13 protein-coding genes, 1 tRNA gene and 1 other RNA gene are annotated in these 17,414 nt (G+C 62.0%); 6 read left to right on the top strand and 9 right to left on the bottom strand.

Translation table 11 applies throughout. The features are described from left to right. Window positions 1-43 precede the first annotated feature (43 nt). From HS122_00535 to HS122_00560, 6 genes are all read right to left on the bottom strand, one after another. Window positions 44-2,233, bottom strand: a complete 2,190-nt coding sequence (locus tag HS122_00535; GenBank protein MBE7536883.1) for a DNA polymerase — start codon at window positions 2,231-2,233, stop codon at window positions 44-46. 129 nt (window positions 2,234-2,362) lie between these two features. Continuing rightward, entirely contained in the window at window positions 2,363-2,710 is a 348-nt protein-coding gene (locus tag HS122_00540; GenBank protein MBE7536884.1) for a hypothetical protein, read from the bottom strand. An 11-nt stretch (window positions 2,711-2,721) separates the two neighbouring features. Then, window positions 2,722-2,903: non-coding RNA, 6S RNA (gene ssrS, locus HS122_00545), on the bottom strand. 79 nt (window positions 2,904-2,982) lie between these two features. Further along, window positions 2,983-3,444: a hypothetical protein gene (locus HS122_00550; GenBank protein ID MBE7536885.1), complete on the bottom strand. Its 462-nt coding sequence runs from the start codon at window positions 3,442-3,444 to the stop codon at window positions 2,983-2,985. Continuing rightward, complete coding sequence (locus tag HS122_00555) at window positions 3,431-3,733, bottom strand: ATP-dependent Clp protease adaptor ClpS (GenBank protein MBE7536886.1); 303 nt, start codon at window positions 3,731-3,733, stop codon at window positions 3,431-3,433. Before HS122_00555 ends, HS122_00550 begins: the two co-directional genes overlap by 14 nt. Window positions 3,734-3,763: 30 nt before the next feature. Further along, on the bottom strand, window positions 3,764-5,536 hold the full coding sequence (locus HS122_00560) for a proline--tRNA ligase (protein ID MBE7536887.1): 1,773 nt from the start codon (window positions 5,534-5,536) through the stop codon (window positions 3,764-3,766). Window positions 5,537-5,658: 122 nt separating this feature from the next. On the opposite strand from HS122_00560, the gene HS122_00565 reads away from it, so the two are divergent. The 3 genes from HS122_00565 (at window position 5,659) to HS122_00575 (ending at window position 8,910) form a co-directional block, all read left to right on the top strand. Beyond that, window positions 5,659-6,276 carry a hypothetical protein gene (locus HS122_00565; GenBank protein ID MBE7536888.1) on the top strand — a complete coding sequence of 206 codons (618 nt, stop codon included), beginning with the start codon at window positions 5,659-5,661 and terminating at the stop codon, window positions 6,274-6,276. Between the two features lie 266 nt (window positions 6,277-6,542). Continuing rightward, entirely contained in the window at window positions 6,543-8,681 is a 2,139-nt protein-coding gene (locus HS122_00570; protein ID MBE7536889.1) for a PAS domain-containing protein, read from the top strand. 154 nt (window positions 8,682-8,835) lie between these two features. Beyond that, a tRNA-Cys gene (locus tag HS122_00575) sits at window positions 8,836-8,910 on the top strand. Window positions 8,911-8,938: 28 nt separating this feature from the next. Here HS122_00575 and HS122_00580 read toward each other — a convergent pair. The 3 genes from HS122_00580 to HS122_00590 form a co-directional block, all read right to left on the bottom strand. Next, window positions 8,939-9,172, bottom strand: coding sequence for a type II toxin-antitoxin system RelE/ParE family toxin (locus tag HS122_00580; GenBank protein MBE7536890.1), 234 nt, complete (start codon window positions 9,170-9,172; stop codon window positions 8,939-8,941). Window positions 9,173-9,277: 105 nt separating this feature from the next. After that, entirely contained in the window at window positions 9,278-9,580 is a 303-nt protein-coding gene (locus HS122_00585) for a prevent-host-death protein (GenBank protein MBE7536891.1), read from the bottom strand. A 321-nt stretch (window positions 9,581-9,901) separates the two neighbouring features. Then, a complete protein-coding gene (locus tag HS122_00590; GenBank protein ID MBE7536892.1) occupies window positions 9,902-10,834 on the bottom strand; it encodes an AraC family transcriptional regulator in 933 nt (310 codons plus the stop codon). 165 nt (window positions 10,835-10,999) lie between these two features. Between HS122_00590 and HS122_00595 the strand changes: the two genes are divergently transcribed. The 3 genes from HS122_00595 to HS122_00605 are packed head-to-tail and all read left to right on the top strand — an operon-like array spanning window position 11,000 to window position 17,404. Continuing rightward, window positions 11,000-11,875: a phosphoenolpyruvate hydrolase family protein gene (locus tag HS122_00595; GenBank protein ID MBE7536893.1), complete on the top strand. Its 876-nt coding sequence runs from the start codon at window positions 11,000-11,002 to the stop codon at window positions 11,873-11,875. A 17-nt stretch (window positions 11,876-11,892) separates the two neighbouring features. After that, window positions 11,893-12,348: a cupin domain-containing protein gene (locus tag HS122_00600; GenBank protein MBE7536894.1), complete on the top strand. Its 456-nt coding sequence runs from the start codon at window positions 11,893-11,895 to the stop codon at window positions 12,346-12,348. 34 nt (window positions 12,349-12,382) lie between these two features. Beyond that, a complete protein-coding gene (locus tag HS122_00605; protein MBE7536895.1) occupies window positions 12,383-17,404 on the top strand; it encodes a ThuA domain-containing protein in 5,022 nt (1,673 codons plus the stop codon). Window positions 17,405-17,414: the final 10 nt, after the last annotated feature.

Genomic DNA, 17,414 nt, shown 5'->3' on the forward strand with positions numbered 1-17,414 from the left:
AGCCAAGCGGCCTTTCTCGCGCCCTTTCGGAGCCGCTCCCGCGTTACTCGAGCGCAAACTCCGTCTGGTCCGTGATTCTCCGCATTCCCAGAAACCGTCCGTACCGATCGATCCAATCGTCCAACTTCTCCAGATAGTAGTCGGGGTCGTAGGGGTGTTCATTCGCATCGTACAATGACACCGGACGCGCACGCTGCCAGTCGCTGCTGATGCCTTTTCGCTTCATCGTGATGTAGTACGTGACGCGGTCGCCGAGCTTCGGGCGGGACGGCAGGAGAAGCGCAGCCTCGGCGCTCGCCCTCCTTGGCTTGCCACCTCCCGCAACGAATTTTTCATACGCATCGACGCCCATGCCGAGGTTTTCCGTCCTCGCAAGCTGCTCGACCCGCAGGCTTCGATTCGCAATCTGCAGCCGCAGCCGCCCGATGGTTTCCGCGGGAGTCGGAACATCCAGTCCAAGCACGTTTTGAATCATCTGTTCGGTGAGGGACCTCAGGTAGGGCTCGATGCCACGCGACCGCAAGGCGCTGCCGCGGAACGTGACATCGCCGCCATCGCGCAAGGCGTAGTTCTTTGCCTTGTAGCAGAACATCGCGTCATAACGCCCGTCAAACTCCAGTTCGATGCCGTCCGGCAGGATCCTGGCCACAGCTGCGAGCAGATTCTCGGGCGCATCATGGAAACGCTTCGAGGAAAGATAAATTCCGTCGGTATCCGCCTCGAGTATGACGCAATCGTGCTTTCGAAACTCTTCGATCAATTGTTGAAGCAGTTCGCGTCCGCGCCTCGTCACCTCGGCCGCGAGCTCCCCGTCGCCAAAACGCGCGCCTGAAAATCCGAGATACCCATAGAACGAATTGATCAGCACCTTGAAGTTCGCCTGCCTGGCGTGCGCCTCCGCCCGTTCCTCCGACGTCGGTGCGCTCCTGGCCAGTTGCTTGTAGCGCAGCCGATAGGCCCGGAGGCTTGTGAGCAGCGGAATGAACACGCCAAGCGTGTCGGATTTCGGGTTTCGACCGATGCTCAGAAGCAGGCTCGGATAAAGGGAGGCGACATCGAAATGAAGCACATGGTGAAACACTCCCTCCTGGAAACTCCGGGTGAATCCGCCTTCAAACGGCTTTATTTCGGGAGGCGCAGGACAGGATTCGCGCGCCTTGAGATATTCTTCGAGAAACAGCAGGTCGATCTTTGTCGTCGTTCCCCGCAGCATCGTTTCCTGAAACAAAATTGGAAACGTCCTTGCCTGCTCGAAATAGGTCGGCAGCAGTCGATCGACAATTCCGCGCGTCTCCCGCAGATCATCCGCCAGGTAGGCCAGGAAACGCTCACGGTCGTTAAGGTAGGCACCTTGAATTGCACCAGCATCGAGATAGGTCCGCTTCCCCGTCGCCTCTGCGTCCGCAGGCGTTATGCCGAACGCCACGGCCACGTCCTTGAGTCCAAAGGACGTCAGCTCACGCGCGCCAATGTCAAAAAGCTGAACCAGCAGGTAGGAATCCACCACGGTCCGACCGGGAATGTCGCAGCGCGGAAAATCAATCCAGCGTTCAGCCACTTTCAAGCGACCGCCGCGCCAGCCGGCCTTTTGTCCAAAGCGTCCCCAGTCGCAGGGCACCTTCAGTTTCCGACATCGAACCCGCAGATAATCGAGGTCGAATCTGAAAATATTGTGTCCCTCGATGGTGTCGGGATCCTCCTCCGCCAGGACTCGGTTGAACTGCTCAAGAAGCTCCTTCTCGGCGGCGTTGCTCATCTCGGCGAGCACGAGGGTGCGGTCAACCGAACCGAACTTCAGGCCGATCGCAAGCACGCGATCCCCGGCCCGCGACGCGTTGCTGAAGGAGCCATCCACGGAACCGGTCTCAATGTCGAGCTGACACCGTCGCAGACGCGAAAACGGCATCTCCGCAAACAGGCGTTGCTGCGTCTGCAGCAGGTATTGCGACTCCATCGGCCGGATCGCGTCGACCACGAGATTCGACGCATTCGCGCGCATCATCCATTCCTCGTACGCCCCGGTCGTCTCCGCCTGCACGAGAACAGGAAAGGCGGCGTCACCGCCCAATCGCGTTTGCGCGACCCCTGACGGAAGATCCCCTGTCACCAGTCCGCTTGCCCAGGCAAATGGCCGGACCCGCTCCACGCGTTCGACACGGCCTCCGACGTCCGTCGCCAGCGAAAGATGCACGGCGCCGTCGTCCGCGACCCAGAGACCACACAGCGTATCCATGGTTCACACACTGCCGCGACGCCGGCTCGACGCAATCGCTGCGGACATCCGCAACGCCTTGCACCCCATCCTCATCACATGGCGCCCTTTGAAATCCCCCTCTCCCCCACGATGAGGGGGGAACGCGGATCAGAACGGCTTCGCGTAGACCATGACGATGGCAATGGTCGCAAGCGCAAGTGCCGCCCACATCAGCCCACCGCACTTTTCCCGCTTGCGAAAGGCGATGCCTGCGATCGCCGCCAATCCGAGCCAGGCGACGAGCTTGACGATCACCCATCCACCCGAAAACCCATACATTCCCTGCCACATGCGAACTCCCGTGGCCAGAATCAGCAGGTTGGCAATGCCGGTCCAGATCATCACCTTTTTCCGCGAGGAGTCGGGGGCCGCGAACGCAAGAAACGTGAAGGCGATCAGGATGATCGCGCTGAGCACGTGGATGATATGGAGCGCGATGGATTCGTTTGGATTCATGGAAAAGAAAGAGACACCCCGCTTGTGCCGTATGCCCAAAGGCTCAGGACCTTTTTAAGCTAAGGTGGGCGCCTCACGCCGGTTTATTGCTGTCCGGTTTACGGCCTAGCAGCCACCGGCGTTTTGGTGGCTCCCGATATGATTCAAAGGCAAAGAGCGTGTATTGAAAGCACCTCGAACACAGCAGGGTGTCGTCCTTCATGCTGCAGCCGAATTCGCGCTCGTCAAATGCGAAGGCGTGCCAAAGGAATGTTTCGCGCTACATTCACCGCTCAACTTTCCAGTATGGAGGAATCGAGGTGCTGAATGATGAGCTCCTGGATGGTCGCCAGAAAGAGGTAGCACATGAATGCCTTGCGCGAGGGCTCAAGCAGCGCCTCCACCTCCACATCGCCGCTCTCCAGCAGATCCTCCTCGAGTCCGGTCAGGTGACGCGTGCGAAGCCACAGGCGCACCGCGGCACAGGCCCGGCCGATCGGCTCCGCATTCTCGCGATCGAAGGCGATCACCCCGCTCGAAAAGAACTCGCTGTCAAAAAGGGCGAGCAGCCGCTCCACCTCGGCATTCTGCGCCGCCAGCAGATCCCTCCTCCACTCCGCCCTGAAGTCCGGCTCGATGTCCGAAAAGATGTTGGGCGCGGCAAGATGGTCAACGAGCGAGACGCTCGCCGCCTTGATCACATCCAGCAGGGGTGCCACAACCTCAAGGCTCAGCCTGACCTCAATGCGTTTCATCCGATTCCAGAACAGCCGTAAGATGCCACCCGTGCAAGATGAACGCGTAATGCTCGGCGCGTTCGCGTTCGCCGCTCCACACGACCGACCGCCCCTTCTCGTGAACCTCCATCATGTGTTTGCGCGCAGTCGTCTCGTCGAAACCAAACACCTTCTTGAACACGAGCACCACGTACGACATGAGGTTTACGGGATCATTCAGCACAACCACATTCCAGCGTCCCTCCAGCTCGGTTTCCACCTGCGGGCGGGACTCGGTCAGCGTGCGGGTCTTGAAGACAGGCCTCATGCGATACAACGGCGGATCACGGCATGAGAATCATCCGCGTGACCCGGCGGAAAGCTCTCGAATCATCGCGGCAAGCCGTTCGGGGGCCTCCGCCAGGGGAACCTTGAGCGATTCCTTGGACGATCGCGGCTTCATTTCAACAACCCCTTCCTTGAGTCCCTTCCCGCCGATAGTCACGCGAAGCGGAATTCCAATCAGATCCGCGTCCTTGAACTTCACTCCCGGCCGTTCATTGCGATCGTCGATCAACACCTCCGCGCCATGGCGCTCCGCCTCCCCGGCAAGCGTGCGGGCGAGGTCCATCGCCTCGGTCACCTGTGGATCCAGCACGCACACAAGCACGTGGAACGGCGCCACCTGCCAGGGCCAGACTATGCCGTCGGCGTCGTGGCTCTGCTCGATGACCGCCTGAAGCGTGCGGCTGATGCCGATCCCATAGCAGCCCATCACCATGGGGTGAGTCTGCTTCTGGTCATCCATGTAGGTCGCTCCGTATTTCTCCGAATACTTCGTGCCCAGCTTGAAGATGTGCCCCACCTCGATTCCGCGGCGGCTCTTCAGCGGCAGTCCGGACTTTGGACAGGGCTCGCCGGCGCTAACCTTTCGGAAATCCCCAAAGCGTCCGATCGCAAGATCGCGCTTCACGTTCACATTGCGAAGATGCACGCCGTCCCTGTTGGCTCCGGTCACTCCATTGCCAATCAGCCTGACCGCGTGGTCCGCAAAGACGCCTGCGAGAGCGTCGGGATTGGCAATCGTGCCGCGCACCGCGCCGAGGCTTCCCGGACTGGCTCCCATCACAGGCAGGATTTCGTCGGGCGTTGCGGGGCGGAACAATCCAAAGCCAAGCTGTCCGAGCTTGGCTTCCTCCAGTTCATCGTTGCCGCGCAGGATCACGACAAACGGCTTCCCGTCTCCAATGTAGACAAGCGTCTTGAACTGCCGGTCGGCGGAAACTGAATACGGTGCTTCGGCAAGAGCCGCGATTGTCACGACCCCGGGGGTGTCGAACGGCTCGATTCCGCCGGCCGGCGGTGCATCCGCAAAGTCGGCGGGAATCAACGCGCTTGTCGCCTTCTCCCGGTTCGCCGCATAGCCGCTTTCCTCGCAATAGATGATGTCGTCGTCGCCCACCTCCGCGGGAACCATGAACTCATGGGAGAAACTTCCGCCCATCACGCCGGTGTCGGCTTCGACCGCAATGGCGAGGATGCCCAGACGCCGGAAGTACGCCTCATAGGCCGCCTTCATTCCGAAATAGCTCTTCACGGCCGCATCGTCATTCACGTCGAAGGAGTACGCGTCCATCATCACAAACTCACGCGCGCGCATCAATCCATAGCGCGGACGGATCTCGTTTCGGAACTTCGTCGCAATCTGATAAAAATTCTTCGGCAGGTCCCGATAACTCGTGATCTCGGCCTTCACCAGCGGAGTGATCACCTCCTCATGCGTGGGACCAAGGACAAACTCCGGCTCGCGCGGGCCGCGCTTCCCGTCGCCCGCGCTGTCCACCCGGAACATGATTTCCCGCGCCGCCGCCCAGCGCGGCCCCTCCTGCCAGTTCTCCACGGGATGCACGTGAGGCATCCACAGCTCAATCGCCGACGCCGCGTTCATCTCCTCGCGACAGATCTGCGTCAGCTTCTGCATGACGCGGAGACCCAGGGGCATGAAGGTGTAAAGCCCTCCACTCAGCTTGCGCACCAAACCGGCGCGAACCAGCAGCTTGTGCGACGCGATTTCCGCGTCGGCGGGGCTTTCCTTGAGCGTGGGAATGAAAAAGCGGGACCAGAATGTCATGAAACGAAGCAACGAAACGGCTGCCCCTTCCGGGAGCAAATGTTAAGTGGCGCCCCTTTGCCCGACCCCGCCCGCGCAAAGAGGATTGCGGCATGCCGTCGCAACTGCGTGGATCCTCGCCCATGTCCGCCCGTCCAGCCCCCAAGCCCTGGCCAATGCGCTGGATCGTCCTCGCGATCCTGCTGACGCTCGTTCCCTACACTTGGATCTCCCTCCACTATCGAAAGCAGGCAAAGCCGTTCGAACCCTACAACGACCTGAAGCAGCGTGCCAACGTTCATCGACTGCTGGCAGCCGGCTTCAATCGTATTCCTCTCTCCGCCGACCGGCCGGCCGATGCCCCGCTGGCATCCCCTGCAGCCCAGGCCAGCCCAATGCCCGCTCCAGCGGGAATTCCCACAGTGCTGAAGGATGCACTCGTGGACGTGCCCAATCTTCCCGATGCAATCCTCTCCGCCAAGGCCGCGGCATCAGCGAGCACTCTCCTGCCCTATGTCATGGAACTGGAGTGCAGCCTTTCCGACCTGAACCTCGGACTCGCCTCATCCTACCTCTATCTCAAGGGCAACGACCTCTGCATTCTGACCGATTTCGAAACGTTTGCCGGCGACCTCCGTTCGCGTTCGCGAAATCTCGCGCTCCGTCTCACGGCTCCTGCCGGCTCAATTCCTGTCGGTGACTACCGCGTAATCGCTTCCGGCGCCCGAGAGTCCGTTCAATGGCGTTTGACTGTTAAGTAGCTGCTTCCAAGGGAGAAACCGACCTCAATCATTGCGGGAAAAATCCCTGGTGTTTTCAGGCATACTCACCTGCGAGACGTTTTCTTTCAGCCCCGGGCTCGGGTGACGATTTCACCCTCTGCATGGCGCAGCTATGGGGACTTCCTTTCGACACACGCGATTTATGTGCGCGCAGCGTGTACCAAGGATCGACCCTTCTGATCATCTGGCAAACGGCAATGGTTCCGCTGTGTGCAAGCGAGGCTTCCGGCGAACGGATTGAACCGATGCCGCCGGCCGGCCCGGCTTTCTTCCTGTTCCATTTCGACCTGCATTCCCTCCCGCTTTGGATCGCCCTGCTGGCCGCGATCGCCGCCTGGATCTGGGAGCGCCGGATGGTCGCGCGCCTGCGTCAGAAATCCAGCGAACTGTTCGAAAGCCGGCAGGACATGACACTCGTGCTCGAGGCAAGCCAGGACGGATTCTGGGACTACACGATCGCCACGGGCCGCATGGAGCGCAGCGAGCGATGGCACGAGATGCTCGGCTACTCCGAAGCGGACAACATCACCACCGAGGACGCGTTTCTCGCCCTCGTGCACCCGGACGATCTTGTCCGGATCAGGGAGCGCTTCGATGCGATGCGCCAGCCGGGGTGCACCATGTATTGGAAATTTGAATACCGCTTGCGCGACAAGCTGGGCATGTGGCGCTGGATGTTGGACCGCGCAAAGATCGTCAGCCGCGACAGTCAGGGGTTCGCGCTGCGCATCGTGGGAACCGGAAGCGACATCACCGAGAGAAAGCGGACGGAAAGCGACCTGAAGCGGAGCCAGACGCTCTTTCGGCAAAGCCAGGAAGTGTCCGGAGTCGGCGGGTGGGAGCTCGATGTCATCCACCAGACGCTGTTCTGGACGCATGAAGCCTTCCGCATCCATGACCTTGATCCAACCGGACCGTATCCGACGGTCGAGGAGGCCCTGGGCTTCTTCACCACCAAGAGTCAGTCTGCGCTTCGCACCGCGATGGCACGCGCGATTGAATCCGGTTCGTCATTTGACCTCGAACTCCAGCTGCAGACGGCAAGGGGACGCACCCGCTGGGTGAGGTCGATCGGCCGAACCGAACCGGATGCCAGTGGAAGGATCATCCGCGTTTACGGTTCATTTCAGGACATCACCGCGCGCAAGGAGGAGGAACAGTCTCAGTCCGAGTTTCAAGGCAAGCTGCTGGAGACGCAGAAACTCGAAAGCCTCGGTGTGCTGGCCGGCGGTGTCGCCCATGACTTCAACAACATCCTGACCGCGATACTTGCAAACGCCCAGTTGTGCCGGCACATGACGAGCGAGGGCTCCGAAATGGACAAGCATCTGGCGGCGATCGAAAAAGCATCATTTCGCGCGTCCGACCTCTGTCACCAACTGCTGGCATACGCCGGGCGAAGCCCCGTCACCCGACAGCAGAGCGATCTGGGAAGGCTGGTCCAGGAAACCACTCAGCTGCTCGAACTCTCGATCGGCAAACTCGCGCAGCTTGAATTGGACCTCTCTCCGCATCCTTCCATCGTCGAGGTGGATCACACGCAGTTGAGCCAGATCATGATGAATCTCGTGATCAACGCGTCGGAGTCCCTGCCGGCCCACGGTGGCATCATACGCGTCAGAACCGGCTGCACATGGCTGACCACCGACATGCTTTCCCGCGCATGCATCGGTCAGAACCTGCCCGCCGGTCAGTTCGCCTTTCTTGAAGTCTCTGACACCGGCTGCGGCATGAGCGAGGAGACGCTCGCAAAGATTTTCGATCCCTTCTTCACGACGAAATTCACAGGCCGGGGACTTGGACTCGCAGCCGTCCTTGGAATCGTTCGCTCTCACGGTGGATGCTTCTTTGTGGAAAGCGTGTTGAACGAGGGATCCACGTTCCGGATGTGTCTGCCCCTGAAGGCATCGACCCAAGGGCCGGACTTCACCAACGCCGTCGCCGCGCCAAGCCTGTCCGCCCCGCGCCGGCAATCACTGCGGATCCTGCTCGTCGACGACGAACCCGACGTGCGCTCCGTCACAAGTCAGGTTCTCGAACTCGACGGATTCACCGTTCAAACAGCCTCCGATGGCATCGAGGCCGTCGAGGTGTTTCACCGCAACCCGGACGCATTCGACATTGTCATTCTTGATCTCACAATGCCTGGTCTCGATGGTGTCGGCGCCCTGCGACAGATTCGCCGGTTGAGGGCGGACATCCGCGTCATTCTGATGAGCGGCTATTCCGACCGCGAATCCAGCCTGGACGATTGCCTGAACGAGACGACCCTCTTCCTGCGCAAGCCATTCGCGCGGGAACATTTGCTGGAACGAATCAATCTCGTTTTCAGTGCGGGCGTCGATTCCAACTTTCGATTGACGCCAATGCCGGGAGCCACGTAGGTAAGCACCCTTAGTCCAGTTCCATTTCCTTGAAAGTTCTGTTCTTGCATGAAGCCAGCCCCCGATGGATTCGCCTGTTTTTGCAATCGCGAGTTGCCAACGGACATTTATCTCACACTGAATGAGGGCTGCAACTGACGCGAGTCAGTCAATAGGCGCGGTAGCCAAGTGGTAAGGCCGAGCTCTGCAAAAGCTCTATGCGACGGTTCGATTCCGTCCCGCGCCTCCAGACTCTCAACGCGAAAGGTCCGCCTGCACTAGGAGTGTGGTGGCAGCAGTTCGTCGAGTTCGGCGCGAGTCATGGACGGCAAGGCTCCATGACGGACATGCAGGACGTGGACGATGTCGCGCTGAATAGTGAAGATGATCCGGTAACGCCCCCGACGCTTGCCGTAGACCAGTTGGTATAGCTCGTGGCGGAAACGGCCATTTTCACGCGCAGGAGGGCAGCGACTGGGAAAGTGGGCCAAGGATAAGATCGCTGACTCGATTTGATCGAACCAGTTCTCAGCCCCCCTCGTGTGAGTGCGAGGCGATCCACCCGGTCGCTTCGTCGATGTCTCGAATGGCGCGCGTCTCGATGACGACGCGGTAGGTCATTTGGTCTTGAGGGCGTGCTTTTGGCGGAGATGTGAAAGCACCTTCTCGGCGGGCTGGCCTTCGCCCCGGTGCATGGAGGCGATGCCTTCGGCGGTTCCGATGCGGGCTTCCATGGCATCGAATTCCTCGAGCAGGGCCTGGTATGAGGCGGCGTCCTGGACCACGACCTCAGCCTTGCCGTTCAAGGTGAAAACAGCGGGATGGCGGTTTCGCTTCAGGCGTTGAATGTGCCGCTTGTGGTTGCGAAGGAAGTCAGTGAGGGGATGGATGTTTTCGGGGAGAAGAGTCCTGGCAGTCATCGGATTAAAGTATGCTTTATATTGAATCAAACTAGGCCATAGTCAAGGGCCAGCGGGAATTCTTTGAGATTGGCGCCTTTCATGCCGTCAGCTCGCTCACCAGGATCTTGAGTCCCGTTGAAGTGCGATGGGCTTGGATTGTCATCAGCGGAATCCACGATCCAGGCTTTGCCGCGACTCCCTCGGGATCATGGGTGACCGCACACTTGGCCTTTGCAAAGACCAAAAACCGGTCGTGAGCTCACGCGCAGGGAACCCTGCATGTCGTGTTTCATCAATGATTGCTTGATCCGCCAGCAGCGTAATGCATGGCCAGGGTTTTCAATGCCCGACTTGAGGAGGCGGATCTGAAGAAATTTGCCCGCAAGGCGAAACGTAAGGGCCTTTCCTAAACCGCATTCGCGGCCCTGCGGATGCCGACGCCCTGCCTCTTTCCCGATACTGCGCCGGGCTCATGCCCACGCAGCGGATGAATGCCCGGATGAACACGTCCGCCGTATGGTAGCCGACCTGCGGTGCAATCGCGTCCAGCTTGTCGTCCGTTTCATGAAGCAGGGACTGGGCACGCTGGATTCGCATGTACGTCACGTGCTCCATCGGCGTCCGACCCAGCTCGCGTCGGCAGATGCGGCGGAGATGCTCCCCGCTCATGCCGGCCTCTCCCGCCAGCGACGTTAGTTTCCAATCCTCCGCGATTCTGGCGGACACTTTCTCCCAGAGCGCCGAGGTGCGTGACTCCGCCCGCGCAGGCCGCGCCACACGGCGGTTCAATCCGTGAATCAGGCCGATCCAGTGATGGATCATCGCGGGATCCCGCTGGCCCTCCCACTCCGCTTTCAACCCCTCGACCGCCCTTCCGATTTCCCATGCCCCCTGCTCCAGCCGGAGCGGCGACCTCGCATTCACGAGCGGCTGGACGGAAACGGGCTCCTCATACCGCACCCATGCAAATGTCCATCGATGCCGCGTCACCGCATGAAACGCATTGAGCACGCGCGGCGGCGCCAGACAGAGCTGTCCCGGCCCCACCACCTGCCACCGTCCCTCAAGATGGATCCGCCCTTCCCCCACTAGGCAGGCCAGCAGGAAACTGCCGGACGGTGACAACCGCACGCGGCTGTACGGAGCGGCAACGGTGTCGAGCCCAAGCCATTCGATGCGATGCGTCGCGAGCTCCCCACACTGCCGGCGATCCAGGCTCCAGCGGCGGGTTCGCGGGCCGTCCACGGTCGTTTCCTTCCAGTCAGCGGTCATTTTTCAAGGTCAGGTGCAAAATCGTCGGTTGAATGTGTGACGCCCGGTCTTTTCCTTTCTCTCAAGGCGGCGCACCCTCAGGTGCTCATCGCTGCCCCGGCGCGTCAAGTCGACTCGCGACACGGCGGCAATTTCCATCGTCCCATCCCTCCACTCCTCCCACACATGCCCAATCCCTGGACCGGCAAAGGCAATCCCTACACGCGCGAAGAGGTTCGCGCCCGTCTCGACGCCGTGCTCGCGCGCAAGGAGGCGATCATCGCCGCCGGCGCTGGAACCGGCATCAGCGCCAAGTTCATCGAAAAGGGCGGCGCCGACCTGATCATCATCTACAACAGCGGGCGCTTCCGCATGATGGGGCACGGCTCCACCTGCGGCCTGATGGCCTACGGCGACGCCAATGCCATCGCCATGGAAATCGGCGAACACGAGGTCCTTCCCGTGGTCGAGGAAGTCCCGGTCATCTGCGGCGTGCACGCATCGGACCCGCGGCGGCGCATGTGGCACTGGCTGGGGCGGATCAAGGAAATGGGGTTCTCCGGCGTGAACAATTTTCCGACGCACACGATCGTCGATGGACACTTCCGCCAGGTGCTCGAGGAAACCGGCATGAGCGTGCGCAAGGAATACGAAATGGTCTCCCTCGCGCGCCGCATGGACCTCTTTTCCATCGTCTATGTCGCCACCCCGGAGGAGGCCGTTGAAATGGCGCGCGCAGGTGCGGACGCCATCATCGCGCACGTCGGCACGACCGTCGGCGGCAGCATCGGGGTCACAAACGCGGTTGCGAGCTGGGAGCACACGATCTCCATCACGCGGGACATCATCCGGGCCGCGCGCCAGGTGCGAAACGACATCTATTTCCTCTGCCACGGCGGCCCCATCAACACCCCGGCTGACGCCACCCGCGTGCTGGCGGGAACCGACTGCGTGGGTTTCGTGGGCGCCAGCAGTCTCGAACGCATGGGCGTCGAGGCCTCGCTCACCGAGCTGACGCGCACCTTCAAGGCCATCCCCGCCCCGGCGGTCGGGCGGCGCTGAACCACCCGCTCCGTCAAATGTCCCCCGCTGATCGCCATTTTATCCAGAAACTGGATACACCCCGTGAACCAAACGCCTGGACGGTGAACGAATGGCTGTGCCGCCCGGATCTGGTCGCCGCCGAAAAGCTGCTCCTGGTGCGCGCCAACATGGAGGGAATGTACTGCCACCCGTTCCACGTCCATCCCCACCGCGAGGAGATCATCTATGTCGTCAGCGGAAGGGCCGAGCAGTGGGTTGGACGGGAGCACCGCATCCTCGGTCCGGGTGAAATCGCGCACATTCCCCCGGGCACGGTGCATGCGACCTACAATCCCCACGCCGAACCGCTCGTTTTTCTCGCGATCCTGTCACCCGCGCACCTGCCCGACGAGCTGAACACCGCGCCCGACCCTTGCGACGTCTCCTCGGAAGAACCCTGGCTCTCGCTGCGAAAAGGCCTGGGGCTGCCCGCCTGCAAGCTGCGCACCTGACCATCCTCCATCGATCTCCCGCACTCCCACACCCATGGCCCGTTTCGTCTCCCTTCTTCTCGCATCCGTCCTCGCCTGCTCCGCCGTCATCGGATCCGCCGCAGAGTCACCCCTTCGCATCTTCATTCGTTCAGGACCCAAGACCCACGGGCCTGGCGCGCACGACTACCCGCGCTTCCTCAGGGAGTGGGTGCCGCTTCTGAACGATCGTGGCGCGCGCGCAACGGGCGGCGACGCCTTTCCCACCGCCTCGCAGCTTGCGGAAACCGATGTGCTGATCCTTCACGCCCAGGAGGCGGGCACAATAGCCGCCGCCGAGGACCGCGCCAATCTCGATCGATTCCTTGAACGCGGCGGCGGTCTTGTGGTGATCCATGCCGGCGTCGTCTCCAACGACCCCGACTGGTTCAAGTCCATCGTTGGAGGCTCCTGGCGCAACGGCACCACCCGCTGGCTCGAAGGGCCGATGAACCTCTACTTCGTCGACCGCCACGGGCCGATCACGCGCGACGTCTCCAACTGGGAGATGGACGACGAGATCTACTACGACCTCGAACTTTCTCCGGATGCGCATGTGCTCGCGACAGCCTACACCCCGAAGCCGGGAGCGAGCGACAACCCGAGGGTTCAACAGCGCGTCAGCGAGCTCACCGCGGGGGGCAAGAGGGTCAGCATCTACGACATCCAGCCGCAGATGTGGACCTACGAACGCAAACTCGAAGGCGGCGCAAAACCGTATCGGGCGTTCGTCTCCATTCCCGGACACTACTACGAGAATTTCAACCGCCCCAACTATCGCGCCATCCTCCTGCGCGGGATCGCCTGGGCCGGACAGCGCGCCAACGCTGACGAACTCTGCCATGCCGACGAACTCGGCGACGCCTTGCGCTACGTTGAAGGCGGTCCCACGCGTCCCGAAAAGGCGGCTTCAAAAATCGAGCTTCATCCCGATTTCAACCTGTCCCTGGTGGCCTCCGAACCACTCATCGACAAGGTGATGAATCTCGAATGGGACGAGAAGGGCCGGCTCTGGGTGTGTGAAACGCCCGAGTACCCCAATGGCCGCCGCACCGTCAACACCGCCGTCTGGAAGGACAGCGGTTCCCTCCATCCCGGAAAAACCCAGCGGGACCCCGAGGACCGCATTTCCATCCTCACGGACACCGATGGCGACGGTGTCATGGACAAGCGCCGGGTTTTCGCCGACAAACTGGAGCTCGTCACCAGCTTTGTCCTCCATCGCGACGGCGTCATCGCGTCCGCCGCGCCTGACATCTGGTTTCTCGAGGACACCGACTACGATGGCGTGGCCGACCGCCGCACGCGCCTCTACACGGGCCTTGGCACCTTCGATGCGCACGCCGTGCTCAACAATCTGCGCTGGGGGCTCGACGGATGGATCTACGCCACGCACGGCTACAGCCGGGGCGAGGTGAAGACCGGCGACGGCAGCCGTTCATTCGGCTTTATCGGAAGCGGCGTCGTCAGATTCAAGCCCGATGGCACGGCGTTCGAGCAGGTCAGCAGTCGCAGCGGAAACTGCTGGGGACTCGCCGCCACCTGGGACGGCCAGATATTCTGGACCCAGCCCACGTCGGGCACGGTCCTCTTCCACACCGTCCTCCCGGAAAGGATCCTCGCCATGGGACGAGTGCCCGGAACGCAGTCCGCCAAGGGCATGATCATCGGACAGAAAACCTACCCGGCCATGGCCTGGCCCGAGCAGGCCTACGTGCAGATCGATCTCGTGGGCCAGTTCACCGCCGCCGCCGGGTGCGCGATCTACGAGGGCGGCGCCTGGCCCGACAAGTGGAACTACAGCTACTTCACCACGGAGCCGACGCTCAACATCGTTCACCACGAGTTCCTCACCCCCGACGGTGTCAGCTACTCCAGCGCCAAGGAGAAGGGTCGCGAGGAGACCGAGTTCATTCGCAGCACGGACCTCTGGTTCAGGCCGATCGACACGCGCATCGGTCCCGATGGCGCGCTGTACGTGATCGATTTCTACAATCAAGCGGTCATCCACAACGACACGCGCGGCCCCACCCACGGCCCCACCAACGCCGCCGTCCGCCCCGATCGCGACCACTATTTCTCGCGCATCTGGCGCATCCAGCACAAGCAGGCGCGGACCCTCTCCCGGCCCGTCCTCGATCGCAATGACGTCGCGGGCCTGATGAGCGTCATCCGGAACCACCCCAATTCACAGGTGAAGAAAACCGCGTGGCGCCTCGCGCAGGAAACCCCCGCGGGAAGCTCCGCCATCGCCGCGCTGAACAAGCCCGTCGGCAGCCAGGCCGAAGCCGTTTATTCGAGCGCGCTCTCCGCCAGCACAAGTTCCGCCCGCAGGGAAATCCTTGCGGATTTTGTCCGCGCTTCGGACGCGTGGACTCAATCCGCGATCATCGCCGCGGCCACGCAGCACGCCGCGCCCTTCATCATCGATTGCTTCGCCGTCGCCAATCGCACTGGCCTGGACGTGCTGATCGCCGCCGTGGCACCCTCGCTGCGCGCTGATGAGATTGCGTCCGTCCTGAAGGCGGCCGCCGGCGCGGGCTCCTCCGATGCGCAGCCGCTGAGACTCGCGCTTCTGTCCGCCCTGGGGCAGTCTCCCAAACTCTCTCCCGAATCTAACCCAGCACTGCTCGCGAGCCTGCGGCATTTTCTCGAGGACGCCACCACCGCCGCCGCCGCGCTCCCGCTCGCCGCGCGTTGGGACACCAGGGGCGCGCTGGCAAAATCGCGCGACCGGGTGAGCGCCGCCTTGTTGAAGGCGCTCACAAACGCCGGCCAGTCGGACAAACAACGCTCCCAGGCTGCGGCAAGCCTGCTCTCAACGCCGCAGACCCAGCCCGGCGCGCTCTCGCGAATCCGCACGCTGCTCGAATCGGAGGCCGTTTCCGCACCGCTTCGCACGGGGCTCATTGATGCGTTGGGTTCCGTCCCCGGCGACTCCGCAGCCGCAACGCTCGTTGACGTCTATGCGAAGTCCCGTGCTCCCGAGGCCTTCGAGCAAATCCTGAAGCGTCCGGAATTTGCGATGGCTCTGCTCGCAGCAATGAAGTCGGGATCGGTTGATGCCAGCCTTCTTGGGCCCGGCAGCGTCGCGCGCCTGCGCCGGCATCCGAACTCCGAGGTCTCAAGGGATGCCACCCGTCTGCTCGCCACGCTGAGCCCTGAAATCAAGGAAAAGAACACCCTCATCGCCCGCCTCATTCCCGAGGTCGAGAAACCCGGTGATGCCGCCAAAGGTCGAGCGATTTTCACCGCCGCCTGCGCCGTCTGTCATGCTCACGGCGACATCGCCGGACGTTCCGTCGGCCCATCGCTCACCGGCATGGGCTCGCACGGTCCTGCCGAACTGCTCACCCACATCATAGACCCCAACCGAGAGGTTGATCCCAGTTACGCCCAGTGGGACATCACCACAAAGACGGGTGAGACCTACGTCGGCGTGATCGTTTCGGAAAACTCCCGCTCCATCACGCTTCGCAATCAGGCAAGCGACCACGAAATCAACCGGGGCGACATCAGCCATCGCGAGAACACCCACCGGTCCCTGATGCCCGAGGGATTCGAGGGCATCGGCGCCGAGGGGCTGCGCGATCTCCTCGCCTACATCTGCGGCACCGACCAGGCCTTTCGCGTGCTCGACTTGCGCGGCGTGTACACCGCCGACACCCGGCGGGGCATGTTCAAGAGCGAGGATCAGGTGGACGACGGCGTCACGCTGTCGCGCTTCGGCAATGTATCCATCGAAGGCATACCGTTTGCCGTGATCGACCCCGGAAAATCACCCAGCGGACGCAACCTCATAGCGCTCAAGGGTGGCACGAGACGCGACGACTTCTCGCAGCAGTATCCCCGTCGCGTGGAAATCCCCGTGGATGTCACGGCAGCGAGTCTCCACTTTCTCGGAGGAGTGGGTGGCAACGCATGGCCCGCCGGAGGCAGCGCCGCCCTCGGCATGCCGGTGCTGAAGGTCACGGTGAAATTCGCGGACGGCGGCGCGGAGGAGCACGTCCTCAGGAACGGTATCCATTTTTCGGATGCAGTTTCCAACGTCGACGTTCCCGGCAGCACGGACGCCGGCCCATTCACCCGCAGGGGACGGCTCCGCACCTTCGGCATCGGCCTCTCTAAACCGACTCGGCTCAAGGCGATCGTGCTGGAGAGTTATGACAACAACGTCGTCCCCTGCACAGTCGCCATCACCGCCGGCGCAGAACCCATCAAGCCGGCGCCTCAACAGTCCGCCGCATCGCTCCGACCTGAGCTCGCGGCAGTGGAGGTATTGATTCCCTCCACCGCGACGTGGACCGCTGGTCCCAAGGAAGGATGGAAAGGGGACGCGCCACTGCCGCCACTGACGCCCGTGAATTGGGAGCCAGGCAAGACACGCGTCCTGCTGATTGGCGGAGGAAGCTCGCATGACTTCACACGTTTCTTTGACAAGGCCGACGGCGCCACGCTGCGCTCCGCCGGCTTCACCACCCATTACACGGAGGATCGCGATCAGGCTGCGGAAACGCTCGCCAACGCCGACGTCGCGGTGATCAGCGTCAACCGGCGTTTCTTCGATTCTCCGGCCTACCGGCAGGCGCTCTGGCAGTTTGCCGATGCGGGAAAGGGGATCGTCATGCTTCACCCCGGAACCTGGTACGGGTATCCGCAATGGCCCGAATTGAATGCACGAATAGTCGGCGGCGGAGCGCGCGGGCACGACAAGATCGCGGCCTTTGCCGTCAACTCAATCCTGCCTGCGCATCCCGTGCTGGATGCCGTGCCCGCCTCATTTTCAGTGGTGGACGAACTCTACTATTTCAACGCGGAGGCGGACAAGATCCCCGCCGACACCGCGGCCATCACCGTCCTGGCGGAAACTTCGCCATCGGTGAAGTATGGACGCCCGCATCCCGCGGTCTGGATCACCACACACGATCATGCGCGTATTGTCGGCATCACCCTCGGGCACGATCAGCGCACCCACGACCACCCGGCCTTCAAACAGCTTCTCATCAACGCCGTGCGCTGGGCCTCGCAGAAGCCCTGACCCGTCCTCC

The organism is Opitutaceae bacterium, assembly GCA_015075305.1.
Lineage (GTDB): Bacteria > Verrucomicrobiota > Verrucomicrobiia > Opitutales > Opitutaceae > UBA6669.